This is a genomic window from Arthrobacter sp. zg-Y916 (assembly GCF_020907385.1).
In the GTDB taxonomy this organism is placed as follows: domain Bacteria; phylum Actinomycetota; class Actinomycetes; order Actinomycetales; family Micrococcaceae; genus Arthrobacter_B; species Arthrobacter_B caoxuetaonis.
In genome coordinates, this window is sequence record NZ_JAJJOD010000001.1 from 976,648 (window position 1) to 990,019 (window position 13,372).

Consider the following 13,372-nt stretch of genomic DNA (forward strand, 5'->3'; position numbering starts at 1 on the left):
GACGCGCCATGACCATTTCACCGCTGGCCCCTGCCTGGCTGAGCTGCCCGGAAGATTCCAACAAGCTGCACGAGCCCATGTGGGCCCGGGATGTCCGCCGCGGCGAAGACGGCGAACTGGAAATCTCCGGCATCCCGGTTTCCGCGCTGGCCGCCGACTTCGGTACCCCGCTGTTCGTCGTGTCTGAGGCGGATTTCCGGGCACGGGCGCGGGACTTCAAGGATTCGTTCGACGCAGCATTCGCTGAACTGTGCGGGGGAGTGGACGTCTATTACGCGGGCAAGTCCTTCCTCTGCACCGAGATCGCCCGCTGGGTCGCGGATGAAGGCCTGCGGCTGGACACCTGCTCCGGCGGCGAACTGGCGGTGGCCGCACGCGCCGGCATCCCGGGCGCAGACCTGGGACTCCACGGCAACAACAAATCCGACGCCGAACTGAACCGCGCCCTGGACATGGAGCTGGGCCGGATCGTGGTGGATTCCCTGCCGGAACTGCGGCGGCTGGGTGCCCTGGCGCAGGGCCGCGGCGTCCGCGCCAACATCATGCTGCGTCTGACCCCCGGGGTCCACGCCCACACGCACGAGTTCATCGCGACGGCCCACGAAGACCAGAAGTTCGGCCTGTCCATGGCTGCCGATCCGGAAACCGGGACCTCGCCCGCTGCCGACGCCGTCGCGCAGGCACTGGAAAACCCCGGCATCCGCCTGCTGGGCCTGCACAGCCATATCGGCTCGCAGATCTTCGACCCCGCCGGCTTCGAACTGGCGGCCCGCCGCCTGCTTGACTTCATGGCGGAGGTCAAGGCGGCCCACGGCGTCGAGCTTCCCGAACTTGACCTGGGCGGCGGCTACGGGATCGCCTACACCGAAGCTGACACCCCGCGGCCCGCTGCCGAAATCGCCCAGGCGATGGCCGGTGTCGTGGGGGCCACCTGCGCGGAGCTGGGTTTGTCTGTTCCCCGGATTTCGATTGAGCCCGGGCGCGCGATCGTCGGACCGACAACATTCACGCTGTACCGCGCCGGCACCATCAAGACGGTCCGGGTGGATACTGAAGACGGCGGCACTGCTGCCCGGCGTTACGTCTCAGTGGACGGCGGGATGAGCGACAACGCCCGCCCGGTGCTCTACGACGCCGACTACTCCGCGGTGCTCGCGTCCCGCTCCTCGGAACATGACGCGGTTATGTCGCGCGTAGTTGGTAAACACTGCGAGAGCGGGGACATAGTAGTGAGGGATGTTTATCTGCCCTCGGACGTGGACCACGGCGACCTGCTGGCCGTTCCGGGCACGGGCGCCTACTGCTGGGCGCTGTCGAGCAACTACAACTACATTGCCCGCCCGCCCGTCGTCGCTGTTCGGGACGGAGCCGCACGGCTGATCATCCGCGGTGAAACCGAAGAAGACCTGCTGGCGCGGGATATGTCATGACCGGTATAGGAGAAGGCACAGCAATGAAGACCCTGAAAGTGGCCCTGTTGGGATGCGGCAACGTTGGATCCCAGGTGGCCCGGATCCTCATTGACGACGCCGCCGACCTCACCGCACGCACGGGCGCCCGGCTGGAACTGGCCGGAATCGCTGTCCGCAACCCGGAGGCCACGCGTGACGTCGAGCTTCCCCGCGAGCTGTTCACCACCGACGCCGAGGCACTGGTGGAATCAGCGGACATCGTCATTGAGCTGATGGGCGGGCTGGAACCTGCGCGCACCCTGATCCTGCACGCTATCGGCCACGGTGCCTCTGTTGTCACCGGCAACAAGGCACTGCTCGCGGCCGACGGTGCCGCACTGTACGAGAAGGCAGATGCCGCAGGCGTCCGGCTGGCCTACGAAGCCGCGGTTGCCGGCGCCATCCCGATCCTGGGCCCGATCCGCGACAGCCTCTCCGGTGACCGGATCACCCGCGTACTCGGCATCGTCAACGGCACCACCAACTACATCCTCGACGCCATGGACACCACCGGTGCGCAGTTTGCCGACGCCCTGGCAGAGGCACAGCGCCTGGGCTATGCCGAAGCCGACCCCACGGCAGACGTCGAGGGCCATGATGCCGCAGCCAAGGGTGCAATCCTGGCCTCCCTCGCCTTCCACACCACGTTCGAAATGGCCAACGTCTCCTGCGAAGGAATCACCGGTGTCACCGCCGAAGACATCGCGGCGGCCAAGGACGCCGGTTTTGTCATCAAGCTGCTGGCCATCGCCGAGAAGCTCGAGGCCGACGGAACCGAGGGCGTCAGCGTGCGGGTCCATCCCACGCTGCTGCCGCGCACACATCCGCTGGCCGCCGTTCACGGCGCCTTCAACGCTGTTTTCGTTGAGGCCGAGAACGCCGGCGAACTGATGTTCTACGGCCAGGGCGCCGGGGGCACTCCCACCGCTTCGGCTGTCATGGGCGACGTCGTCACTGTTGCCCGCCGCCTGGCCCTGGGCGGCCACATGGGCGTCGAAGCTGCCTCCGGCCATTTCCCGGCCCTGCCGAAGGAACTGGTCACCACGAGCTACAGCATCGGCCTGGACGTCGCCGACGCTCCCGGCGTGCTGTCCGCCGTCGCGCAGGTCTTCGCGGACCACGGCGTGTCCATCGAAACCATGCGGCAGAAGAGCCACAGCGACGCAGCAAATGCATCGGCTGAACTGCGCTTTGTCACCCACCGCGCACCTGAGGCCGCCCTCGCGGCCACCGTCGAGGCCATCAAGGGCCTGGACGTCATCAATTCCGTCACATCCGTCCTGCGGGTAGAAGGGGTCTAGAACCGTGGCTCATCAATGGCGCGGCGTTATCCGCGAATACGCCGACCGTCTGCCGGTAACCGAGAACACCGAAGTCATTACCCTCGGTGAAGGCGGCACACCGCTTGTCCGCGCCAAGGCCCTCTCGGAACTGACCGGCAACGAGGTCTACCTCAAGGTCGAAGGCATGAACCCCACCGGATCCTTCAAGGACCGCGGCATGACCATGGCCATGACCGCCGCCGTCGAAGCCGGGGCCAAGGCCGTAGTTTGCGCGTCCACCGGCAACACCAGTGCCTCTGCCGCTGCCTACGCAACGCAGGCGGGACTCACCTGCGCCGTGCTGGTTCCGGACGGCAAGATCTCGATGGGTAAGCTCAGCCAGGCCATCGCCCACGGTGCGCAGCTGCTGCAGGTCAACGGCAACTTCGACAACTGCCTCGAGGTGGCCCGGAAGCTGGCGGAGGCCTACCCGGTTTTCCTGGTCAACTCCGTGAACCCGGCCCGCATCGAAGGCCAGAAGACCGCCTCCTTCGAGGTAGTGGACTATCTGGGCGACGCACCGGACTACCACCTCCTGCCCGTCGGCAACGCCGGCAACATCACCGCGTACTGGCGGGGCTACCAGGAATACGCGCAGCCGTGGACGAACAATGCAGGCGTGGAGCTTGCGCCCGTTGCCACCAAGACTCCGGTGATGTGGGGCTTCCAGGCTGAAGGCGCGTCTCCGCTGGTCAAGGGCCACCCGGTGACGGACCCGGACACGATCGCCACCGCCATCCGGATCGGCAACCCAGCGTCCTGGGACCAGGCCATCGCGGCCCGCGACGAATCCGGCGGCCTGATCGAAGCCGTTACGGATACCGAAATCCTTGAGGCCCACCGCTGGCTTTCCTCCCGCGAAGGCGTCTTCGTGGAACCGGCCTCTGCCGCCGGTGTGGCGGGCCTGCTCAAGAAGCACGCCGCGGGCGAAGCGCCGAGCGGCAAGAAGATCGTCATCACTGTCACGGGCCACGGCCTGAAGGACCCGCAGTGGGCCCTGCGCACTGCCGACGGATCCGACGTCGAACCGACCAAGGTGGACTTCGACGTCGTCAGCGTTGCCGCTGCCCTTGGCCTCGAAGAGGCCGCCCCGGCCGCGGGCCGCTAGCAAAGGGCATGCAGGTGGAGCTCACGACACCGGGCAGCGCTCCGGCGGTGCAGGTCGCGCCGGACCAGCACCTTACCGTCCGCGTGCCCGCAACCAGTGCCAACCTCGGCCCGGGCTTTGACTCCCTGGGCATGGCGGTCGGGCTGTTCGACACGGTGCGGATCCGGACGAACGGCTCCGGCCGCGTCCGGGTCACGGTGCAGGGCGAAGGAGCCGCAGTGCTCCCGACGGACGAAACGCACCTCATTGCCCGCACAGTCATTGAGACAGTGCACAATGCGGGCTATGCAGCCGGCGGATTCGACCTTGAGTGCGAGAACGTCATCCCGCATGGCCGGGGCCTGGGTTCCTCGGCATCGGCAATAGTCTCCGGCGTGCTGGCGGGCAACGCACTGCTGCCGGCGGAGGCCCAGCTGGATGCTGCCGGACTCCTGCACGCCTGCTCGGCCCTCGAAGGCCATCCTGACAATGTGGCGCCCGCCCTCAGCGGCGGCCTGGCCGTCTCCTGGGAAGAAGAGGGCCGGTTCCGTTCGGTGCGGACCGAAGTGCACCCCGACATCATTCCCGTTGTGGCAATCCCGGCGACCGAACTGTCCACGGAGAGCGCACGGGGCCTGCTGCCCGCCAGCGTGCCGCATCGGGATGCTGCCGCGAATTCCGGCCGCGCGGCGCTGCTGATGCTGGCCATGACGGCAGATCCGTCGCTGCTGCGGGAGGCTACCGAAGATTTCCTGCACCAGTCCTACCGTGCAGCTGCCATGCAGCCCAGTGCCGCCCTGGTTGGCGCGCTGCGGAAAGCGGGGTTTGCGGCCGTCGTCTCCGGTGCGGGCCCGACGGTGCTGACGCTGGCGGCGGGAGCGGGACAGGCCGCCGAGGCCGAAGCCTTCATTGCGGGGCACGCAGCCGCACAAACCGGACAGAATTGGCGCGTCCTCCGGCTTCGCGTTGACGGAGATGGTGCTACAGTGGAACTGCACCAGCGGTGATTACCGATTCGTGTTTTTCGTGTATAACCGTATTTGTGCTTCCACCGGCAAGGTCGTCCGTTTCTGTGGACCACCGAGGCTAGCTCCGCAACCGGATTGTTGACTGTAGTGCACAGGTATCAGCCCAGATGCTGCAAAAGCGCTTCATTCATAACGATTCGGGCGGCAGGGTAACGTCGGCCCGCGGAAACGCAATCATCGGTGTAGCCTTCCGGAGACTGCCAAGAAACGGTCAGTCGCTCGATCATCTGATCCTCGCGTTTTTCGTCAGTGACACTGCCGTAACTCCCGTGGACTCTCCAGCAAGGCACCAGCAGATTCACCGTTGCCGGGACTGGTCCCGCAACAGGTGAACCCTGAACCGCAAATCTCATTTTCGGTCCCAGGGCCATTCAACGCGGCCGGCATTGCGCCGGACCGCCCGACGAGGGGGAAGGATCCTTCGTGACAGATACCACCGACCTGACTGCAGGTGTGGACTCATCAGCATCCGCCGGTTCCAACGGTGAAACTACTTCCAAGAGCTCCGGGCTCGCCGGCCTGAAGCTTGCACAGCTGCAGGCACTGGCCGGACAACTGGGCATCACCGGAGGGTCCCGCATGCGCAAGGGCGATCTGGTGACCGCCATTTCGAACCACCAGCGCGGCGGCGCCGTAGCGGACCGTCCGGTCCGCGGATCCAAGTCCGAAGCACCGCAGACGGATAAGGCGGGCGCAGACCGCCCCGCCAAGGAAGCCGGAAACGGCGAGTCCGCTCCGGCTGCAAAGGCCGAGGCCACGGACAGCGAGCAGCCGGCCGAGCGTCCGGCACGCACCCGCAACCGCAACCGCCGGGCAGCGAGCGACGGCGTCGTGACGCCCGCAGCCGGCGAGGCAGCAGAAGCAGCCCAGCCGGAAGCCTCCGCACCGGTTCAGGAAACCCGTGAAGAAGGCCAGCGCGAGCGTGGCCGCAACCGCCGCAACCGCCGCAACGACGGCGAGGGCAGCACCGAAGAGGCCGCAGCCCAGAGCTCCGGCCAGGAAAATGCCGGTCAGGAAAATGCCGGCCAGGACAACGGCCAGGACAAGGCAGACTCCGGCGAGGACCGCTCCGAGCGCCAGGGCCGCAACCGCAACCGCGGCGACCGGAACGAAAACCGTGGCGAGCGCGGCGACCGGAACGAAAACCGTGGCGAGCGCGAGAATACCCGCGGTGACCGGAACGAAAGCCGTGGCGAGCGCGAGAATACGCGCGGCGACCGGAACGAAAGCCGTGGCGAGCGCGAGAATACCCGCGGCGACCGGAACGAAAACCGCGCAGAGCGCGAGAACAACCGCGGCGACCGCAACGACAACCGCGACTCCGACGGCGACGACAACAGCCGCAGCGGACGTAACCGCCGCAACCGCAACCGGAACGACCGCAACGAGCGCAACGACCGGAACGACCGGTTCCGTGACCGCAACGAGCGCCGCCGCAGCCGCGACCGGAACCCTGATGTGGACGACGTCGAAGTTACCGAAGACGACGTCCTGCTGCCCGTGGCAGGCATCCTGGATGTGCTGGAGAACTACGCGTTCGTCCGTACGTCCGGCTACCTCCCGGGCCCGAACGACGTCTATGTTTCCCTCGCCCAGGTCAAGAAGTACAACCTGCGCAAGGGCGACGCCGTTGTTGGCGCCATCCGCGCACCGCGTGACGGCGAGAACCAGGGCAACACCGCCCGCCAGAAGTTCAACGCGCTGGTCCGCCTGACTTCCGTCAACGGCAAGCCGGCCGAGGACAACAAGGACCGCGTCGAATTCAACAAGCTGGTTCCGCTCTACCCCTCCGAGCGCCTGCGCCTGGAGACTTCGCCCAAGGTGATTGGCCCCCGCGTCATTGACCTGGTGGCTCCGATCGGCAAGGGCCAGCGCGGCCTGATCGTGTCCCCGCCCAAGGCCGGCAAGACGCTGATCCTGCAGGCGATTGCCAACGCAATCTCCATCAACAACCCCGAAGTGCACCTGATGATGGTCCTCGTGGACGAACGTCCCGAAGAAGTCACCGACATGCAGCGCACGGTCAAGGGTGAAGTCATTGCCTCGACCTTCGACCGTCCCGCCGATGACCACACCACGGTTGCCGAACTCGCCATCGAGCGGGCCAAGCGCCTCGTGGAAATGGGCAACGACGTCGTCGTCCTCCTGGACTCCATGACCCGCCTGGGCCGTGCCTACAACCTGGCCGCTCCGGCGTCCGGCCGCATCCTCTCCGGCGGTGTCGACTCCTCGGCGCTGTACCCGCCGAAGCGCTTCTTCGGTGCAGCCCGCAACATCGAAAACGGCGGTTCGCTGACCATCCTGGCCACCGCGCTCGTCGAGACCGGGTCCAAGATGGACGAGGTCATCTTCGAGGAGTTCAAGGGCACCGGCAACATGGAACTGCGCCTTTCCCGCAACCTTGCGGACAAGCGCATCTTCCCGGCCGTTGACGTCAACGCCTCCGGTACCCGGCGCGAAGAGAACCTGCTTTCCGCTGAAGAGGTCAAGATCATGTGGCGCCTGCGCCGCGTTCTCTCCGGCCTCGACACCCAGCAGGCGCTGGAACTGCTCACCGGCAAGATCAAGGAAACGCAGTCCAACGTCGAGTTCCTGATGCAGGTGCAGAAGACCACCCTGGGCAGCAAGAACGATTAGCTGCCTTACCCGGCCGCTCATGCCCCCGGTCCTTTCAGGAGGACCGGGGGCCTGGGCGGCTTGGCAGTTAACGGCTCGCCGGTTAACCGGCAGCTGCCCGCCCGGGCGAGAATGGTTCTAAGACAGCAACGGGATCCGCGTTTTCAGGCAGAACCCAAGGTGCGAAGAAGGAATGGAAAACAATGTTTGAGTCCATACAGGGACTGCTGGATGAGCACGCTGAACTCCAGATGCGGCTCTCGGATCCCGCCGTGCACGCCGATCAGGGCCTGGCACGCCGCCTGGGCAGGCGCTATGCGGAACTGAGCCGGATCGTGGACGCGTACAACACCTGGCACGGGCTGGAAGACGACCTCGCTGCCGCACAGGAAATGGCCGGCGAGGACCCTGAATTCGCGGCCGAGGTTCCCGTCCTGAAGAACCAGCTGGCTGAGGCGCAGGAGAAGCTGCGCCGCCTGCTGATTCCGCGTGACCCCAACGACGGCCGCGATGTCATCATTGAGGTCAAGGGCGGCGAAGGCGGCGACGAAGCCGCGCTCTTCGCCGGCGACCTGCTGCGTATGTACACGCGCTACGCGGAAACCCGCGGCTGGCGCACCGAGATCATCTCCGCCACCGAGTCCGACTTGGGCGGCTACAAGGATGTTTCCATGGCCATCAAGGGATCATCCAATGACCCGGCCGAGGGCGTGTACGCCCGCCTGAAGTACGAAGGCGGCGTGCACCGCGTCCAGCGTGTTCCCGTCACCGAATCCCAGGGGCGTATCCACACCTCGGCTGCCGGCGTGCTGGTGCTCCCCGAAGTGGACGAGCCTGAAGAGGTCGAGATCAGCCAGAACGACCTGAAGATCGACGTCTACCGGTCCTCCGGTCCGGGTGGCCAGTCGGTCAACACCACCGACTCCGCCGTGCGCATCACCCACCTGCCCACCGGCATCGTGGTGGCCATGCAGAACGAGAAGTCCCAGCTGCAGAACCGTGAAGCGGCAATGCGGGTGCTGCGCTCCCGCATCCTGGCACACGAGCAGGAAAAAATCGACGCCGCGAACTCGGACATCCGCAAGTCCCAGATCCGCACCATGGACCGCTCCGAGCGCATCCGCACGTACAACTACCCGGAAAACCGGATCGTTGACCACCGCACCGGCTACAAGGCGTACAACCTCGACACCGTCATGAACGGTGACCTGGAAGCCGTTGTCCAGGCTGCCATCGAAATGGATGAGCAGGCACGCCTGGACGCCATCGGCGACGAAGCCTAGGACCACCCGTGCCCGTTCCTTCACTGGACCAGGCGCTGCGCGCGGCGGCGGCGGAGCTATCCGCCGCCGGCGTGCCCACCCCGCGCGTGGACGCTGAACTCCTGGCTGCTCATCTGCTGGGAGAGAGCCTGGGACGTGTCCGGGCCCTGGCCTACACGGATGCTCCGGCACCTGCCGGCTACGCGGAACTGGTAGCCGAGCGTGCGCAGCGCATTCCGCTCCAGCACCTCACCGGCAAGGCATACTTCCGGCGGCTGGAACTGGCGGTTGGCCCGGGCGTTTTCGTCCCGCGGCCGGAGACGGAGACGGTTGCCCAGCTGGCCATCGACCATGCGCGGCTGGTATCCGGCGGGGCCAAAGTGGCGGATCTGGGAACCGGTTCCGGTGCCATAGCCGGTTCCGTGGCGGCCGAGGTTCCCGGGTCCACGGTGTTCGCTGTTGAGCTGAGCCCGCTGGCGCTGGCGTGGGCGCGCAAGAACCTCGATCCGCTGGGCGTCACAGTGCTTGAAGGAGACCTTCGGACGGCGCTGGCCGGACACGAAGGGACGTTCGACGTCGTCGCCTCCAACCCGCCCTACATTCCCGCCGGTGCCGTCCCGAACGAGCCGGAGGCCGCCGAGCATGACCCGGCAATGGCCCTCTACGGCGGGGGAGAGGACGGGCTGGAACTGCCGGCTGCTGCCGCCAAGACAGCCGCACGGCTTTTGCGCCGAGGCGGATACTTCGTCATGGAACACGCCGAAATCCAGGCCGAAGTCATCGCAGCCCGCCTTGCCTCGGACCCGGCATGGGAGGATGTTACCTCCCATCAGGACCTTAATGACCGCCCGCGTGCCACCTCCGCCGTAAGGTCAGCCCGCTGACCTTACGGCCGCATCATGAAAGAATACTTCCGTGACCACCAGCTTTGATTGTTCAGACCCCGAAGGCCGGAGCGCCGGACTGGCACGCGCCCAGCAGGCCATAGCTGCCAAGCGGTGCATCGTCTTGCCCACGGACACCGTGTACGGCATCGGCGCAGATGCGTTCTCGCCGCAGGCTGTAGCAACTCTTTTGGCAGCCAAGGGCCGCGGGCGTTCCATGCCGCCGCCCGTGCTGGTTCCCCGCCTGCAGACCATGGACGGCCTGGCCGTTGACGTCAGCACCGAGGCCCGGGCCCTGGCTGAAGCCTTCTGGCCCGGCGGCCTGACCCTGATCTTCCACGCGCAGCCCTCGCTGACCTGGGACCTTGGCGACACCAAGGGAACAGTGGCCCTGCGGATGCCCAACGACGAAGTGGCCCTGGATCTGCTGGCACTGACCGGCCCCATGGCGGTGTCTTCCGCGAACCGCACCGGATCGCCCGCTGCCCAAACCGCGGCCGAGGCGCAGGCGCAGCTCGCCGAATCCGTCGAGGTGTACCTGGAAGCCGGTCCGCGTCCGCACGAAGGCAGTGAAGCCATTCCGTCCACCATTGTTGATGCCACGGCCTCGCCGCTGCGGATAGTGCGTGCCGGTGCCATCAGCGTGGAGGAACTCCGCGCCGTCGTTCCCTCGGTGCTGGACCTGGGCGAGGAACCCGCCCCCTCAGCTTCGGACGCCGGCCCCGAAGCTGAAGTAACCAGCCCGGCCTAACCGGCCGGGTCCTCCCGCTGCCGTGCCGTCCGGGCGTCGTCCAGAACCTGCGCCACCCGCGGCGCGGGAACTTTCCCGGCGGCCTCAGCCCAGCCCGGCTCCTGCCGCTGGCCAAACCACATCATCTCCAGCCGCCTCAGCGGGCCGTGGAACCGCTCTCCCAGGAGAGAAGAGACAGCGTAACCGGCCTTGAGCGATGCCCTGCAGAACCACCGAGGCAGCCGCTTCGGCTCCCGGCCTCCGGCGGCGCGAAGCACATCGGCGACGGTCGCGCCCTCCCAGGGCTGCAGGACGACCGAAGGCACTTCGCCGTCATAGGAGGCGACGGTGGCTGTGAACTCGGTGAGAGCGTGGACGGAACTGACCGGCGTGGGCGCTTCCCCGCGGCCGGCCACCGATGCCAGGGGAGAGGCAGCCACACGCACCAGCTTCAACGTTGTCTGTCGCTCCGGTCCCTGGACCGACGTCGCCCGGATGGTCACCACGCCGCAGTTTTTCTGCGTCCGGGCGGCGAGGGCCGCTTCACCGAGGGCCTTTGACCGGGAGTAGGCCGAGAACGGCTGGACGTAGCTGCTTTCGTCGAGGAAGGGCCGGTGTCCCTGGACGGCCGCACTGCTGAGGTGGACAAAGCGGCGGACTCCTGCGGCATCGGCTGCATCGGCAACCAGCACCGGTAGGAGTGCGTTCGCACCGCGCAGCGCCGGCGAATCAGTACCGGAGGGGGTCGCCAGCCCGGCAGCATTGATGACGACCTCCGCGCCGGCCAGGGCACCTGCCAGGTCCAGGCGCTCGTTCTCAAGAACGGCTGCTTCGGCCAGGATGCCTGCGGCGTCCGTGGACACTGCCGTGAGCCGCGGCGCCTTGAGGTAACGCACGGTGATTCCCCGGGAGGCCAGGGTTGACTGCAGGGCGGAGCCAATGAATCCGCTGGCCCCGAGGACAGCCCAGACAGGTTCGGAGGCAGGATCGATGGGGGAGTTCGGGTTCAACGTGTTGGTTTCCTAAATCGCGGGTTTGGTGGGAGCCGCAGTGCCGCCGGACGTGGACTCGGCCGGGAACGGTGCCATGGGCTGCCAGGACCGATCGCGCAGAATGGTCCGGGATTCGCGCCAGCCGCGCCATAGCGTGCCCGCTCCGCGCAGCCTGTGCTCGACGGCGAGCAGGCGAAGGATTTCCTTGGCTGCCGTCAGCGCGGTCCCGGCAGCAAACCCTGCCCTGTTGAACCGGCCGTGGGCACGGAGGTAGCCGGCCGTATGGCCGCGGTTGCGCATGGCGCAGAAGCGGCTGAGGTCGCTGGAATCGTTGAGGTGCCGGATGCCCAGGTCGATCTGCTTTTGCGGACGGACCTTCTGCAGGACGAAATCGTTGACATAGACGACCTTGTGGCTGAGCGAGGCGAGCCAGCCGTAGATTTCGTCGTCGCCGTTGATGAAAAAGCGCGGATCCGGCAGGCCGATGGTCCGGACAACGCCGGCCCGGACCAGCATTCCCTCGAAGCAGCCCACGTTCGTCGCAAAGACAGGGCTGTTCCGGAAGACGTTTCCACGCACCGGAACGTGCACGCCCAGGAAGGGCAGGAAGCGGTGCTGCCAAAAGAACGGCCTGCCGGCCTCGTCCAGCCGCCTGCCGTGGATGCAGTCGTATTCCCCTGTCCACTTGGACAACGCTGAAACTGCTCCCGGAAGTACCACGACGTCGTCGTCCATGAGCCAGAGCCACTGCGCGCCCAGCTCCATGGCCCGGCTGATCCCCGCGGCAAAACCACCGGAACCTCCGGTGTTCTCCGTGAGGGTCACTACGCTCAGCGGGACCGGGAACCCGGGCTGCAGCTCAGCCAGGACCTCAGCAGTTCCATCCGTGCTGGCGTTGTCAACGACCACCACGGAATTCGGTGCCGGGTCCAGGGACGCCACGGACGTGAGCAGGCCCCGCAGGTAATCGGAGCGGTTAAAGGTCGCAATGACCAGCGTCAGGTCCTCGATGCCGGCAGTGGAACCAGGCATGCTAGAAGCCCTGGTCTGAGGGAGGGCCAAACATGTTGCCGCGTACCCCGCCGGCATAGGCACGCAGCCAGGCCCGGAATCCGCGCAGGTCGCGGGTGCGCGCAAAGTGGACCGGGTAGCCAACCGCGTCTGCCGCCAGCGACCGAAGCCGCTTGTGCTTGAAGGTCAGGTGCCCGCGGTTGCGGAAGAAATAGAAACGCTTGAATTCGGTGTCCGGCACCAGCACGTGCAGGCGTCCGCCCAGGATCTCCTGCACCTCGGACCAGGCCGCCGGGTGGCTGAGCGCCACCGAGGTCAGCGTGCCGAAGGGGATGCCGGCCTTGCGCAGGCGGATCATGAAGTCCGTCTCATCTCCGCGGATGAACAGCCGCAGGTCCGGCAGGCCGACGCGGAAGAACACGTCGCGGCGGATCAGGGCGCCGTTGAAGAAATGCCCGACGCCCGGCAGGAAACCCGCTTTGGCAACCTCCGCGCGGTCATGGGTCAGGCGGCCGTCGATCCGGAAGTGGAAGGAAAGCGTGTCAGGCTGTCCGGGTGCTACCACCAGCGGCAGGATGACATCGAGTCCACGCTCATTGGCGGCGTCGAGGAGGGCCTGAAGGCATTCGGGATCCTCCGGATGGGCGTCGTCGTCCATGATCCAGATCCAGTCCGCACCGGAGGCCATGGCGGTGAGGATGGCAAGGGAGAATCCGCCTGCCCCGCCGAGGTTGGTTTCGGAGCGCACATAGGTGACATTGGCGGCAGAAGACTCGGCGATATCCTGCACCGGGCTTTTCCCTGAGTCCACCAGCGCTACCGAAGCCACCGGTGCCGTCTGCGCCGCCAGTGCCCCCAAAAGGGTCTTGACGTCATCGGGGCGGTCGAACGTCACCGCAGCAACGGCCACTGATTCCGGCAAGGTGTTCCTTTCCAAGGCTCCGTCCGCAGCCACGGGCGTTGCCGGACGGAGATGGGGCATGCAGTTA

Annotated in this window: 11 protein-coding genes; 8 read left to right on the forward strand and 3 right to left on the reverse strand. The window is 66.6% G+C overall.

All coding sequences use genetic code 11. The features are described from left to right. Nucleotides 1–8 precede the first annotated feature (8 nt). From lysA to LOC59_RS04685, 8 genes are all read left to right on the forward strand, one after another. Nucleotides 9–1,430 (forward strand): diaminopimelate decarboxylase, encoded by a 1,422-nt coding sequence (gene lysA / locus LOC59_RS04650; protein WP_229970755.1) that lies wholly within the window; start codon nt 9–11, stop codon nt 1,428–1,430. 23 nt (nt 1,431–1,453) lie between these two features. Next, complete coding sequence (locus LOC59_RS04655) at nt 1,454–2,752, forward strand: homoserine dehydrogenase (protein WP_229970757.1); 1,299 nt, start codon at nt 1,454–1,456, stop codon at nt 2,750–2,752. 4 nt (nt 2,753–2,756) lie between these two features. Beyond that, a complete protein-coding gene (gene thrC / locus LOC59_RS04660; RefSeq protein ID WP_227894630.1) occupies nt 2,757–3,881 on the forward strand; it encodes a threonine synthase in 1,125 nt (374 codons plus the stop codon). A gap of 14 nt (nt 3,882–3,895) precedes the next feature. Beyond that, nucleotides 3,896–4,867 carry a homoserine kinase gene (thrB, locus tag LOC59_RS04665; RefSeq protein WP_442860564.1) on the forward strand — a complete coding sequence of 324 codons (972 nt, stop codon included), beginning with the start codon at nt 3,896–3,898 and terminating at the stop codon, nt 4,865–4,867. A 444-nt stretch (nt 4,868–5,311) separates the two neighbouring features. Then, nucleotides 5,312–7,525, forward strand: a complete 2,214-nt coding sequence (rho, locus tag LOC59_RS04670) for a transcription termination factor Rho (protein WP_229970761.1) — start codon at nt 5,312–5,314, stop codon at nt 7,523–7,525. A gap of 182 nt (nt 7,526–7,707) precedes the next feature. Next, nucleotides 7,708–8,787 carry a peptide chain release factor 1 gene (gene prfA / locus LOC59_RS04675; protein ID WP_227894633.1) on the forward strand — a complete coding sequence of 360 codons (1,080 nt, stop codon included), beginning with the start codon at nt 7,708–7,710 and terminating at the stop codon, nt 8,785–8,787. Between the two features lie 8 nt (nt 8,788–8,795). Next, a complete protein-coding gene (gene prmC / locus LOC59_RS04680) occupies nt 8,796–9,650 on the forward strand; it encodes a peptide chain release factor N(5)-glutamine methyltransferase (protein WP_229970763.1) in 855 nt (284 codons plus the stop codon). Nucleotides 9,651–9,681: 31 nt separating this feature from the next. Continuing rightward, nucleotides 9,682–10,401, forward strand: coding sequence for an L-threonylcarbamoyladenylate synthase (locus LOC59_RS04685; protein WP_227915362.1), 720 nt, complete (start codon nt 9,682–9,684; stop codon nt 10,399–10,401). On the opposite strand, the gene LOC59_RS04690 is transcribed toward LOC59_RS04685, so the two are convergent. The 3 genes from LOC59_RS04690 to LOC59_RS04700 are packed head-to-tail and all read right to left on the reverse strand — an operon-like array spanning nt 10,398 to nt 13,305. Further along, nucleotides 10,398–11,390, reverse strand: coding sequence for an NAD-dependent epimerase/dehydratase family protein (locus LOC59_RS04690; RefSeq protein WP_229970764.1), 993 nt, complete (start codon nt 11,388–11,390; stop codon nt 10,398–10,400). The genes LOC59_RS04685 and LOC59_RS04690 overlap by 4 nt on opposite strands. 12 nt (nt 11,391–11,402) lie before the next feature. Continuing rightward, nucleotides 11,403–12,404 carry a glycosyltransferase gene (locus LOC59_RS04695; RefSeq protein ID WP_227894637.1) on the reverse strand — a complete coding sequence of 334 codons (1,002 nt, stop codon included), beginning with the start codon at nt 12,402–12,404 and terminating at the stop codon, nt 11,403–11,405. Nucleotide 12,405: 1 nt separating this feature from the next. Next, the gene (locus LOC59_RS04700; RefSeq protein WP_227894673.1) at nt 12,406–13,305 is read right to left on the reverse strand and encodes a glycosyltransferase; all 900 of its coding nucleotides are present in this window, start codon (nt 13,303–13,305) and stop codon (nt 12,406–12,408) included. Nucleotides 13,306–13,372 lie beyond the last annotated feature (67 nt).

Excerpts from the sequence above, each read along its gene's own strand:
- lysA (WP_229970755.1), top strand. The coding sequence starts at position 9 with ATGACCATTTCACCGCTGGCCCCTGCCTGGCTGAGCTGCCCGGAAGAT.
- LOC59_RS04655 (WP_229970757.1), top strand. The coding sequence starts at position 1,454 with ATGAAGACCCTGAAAGTGGCCCTGTTGGGATGCGGCAACGTTGGATCC.
- prfA (WP_227894633.1), top strand. The coding sequence starts at position 7,708 with ATGTTTGAGTCCATACAGGGACTGCTGGATGAGCACGCTGAACTCCAG.
- LOC59_RS04695 (WP_227894637.1), bottom strand. The coding sequence starts at position 12,404 with ATGCCTGGTTCCACTGCCGGCATCGAGGACCTGACGCTGGTCATTGCG.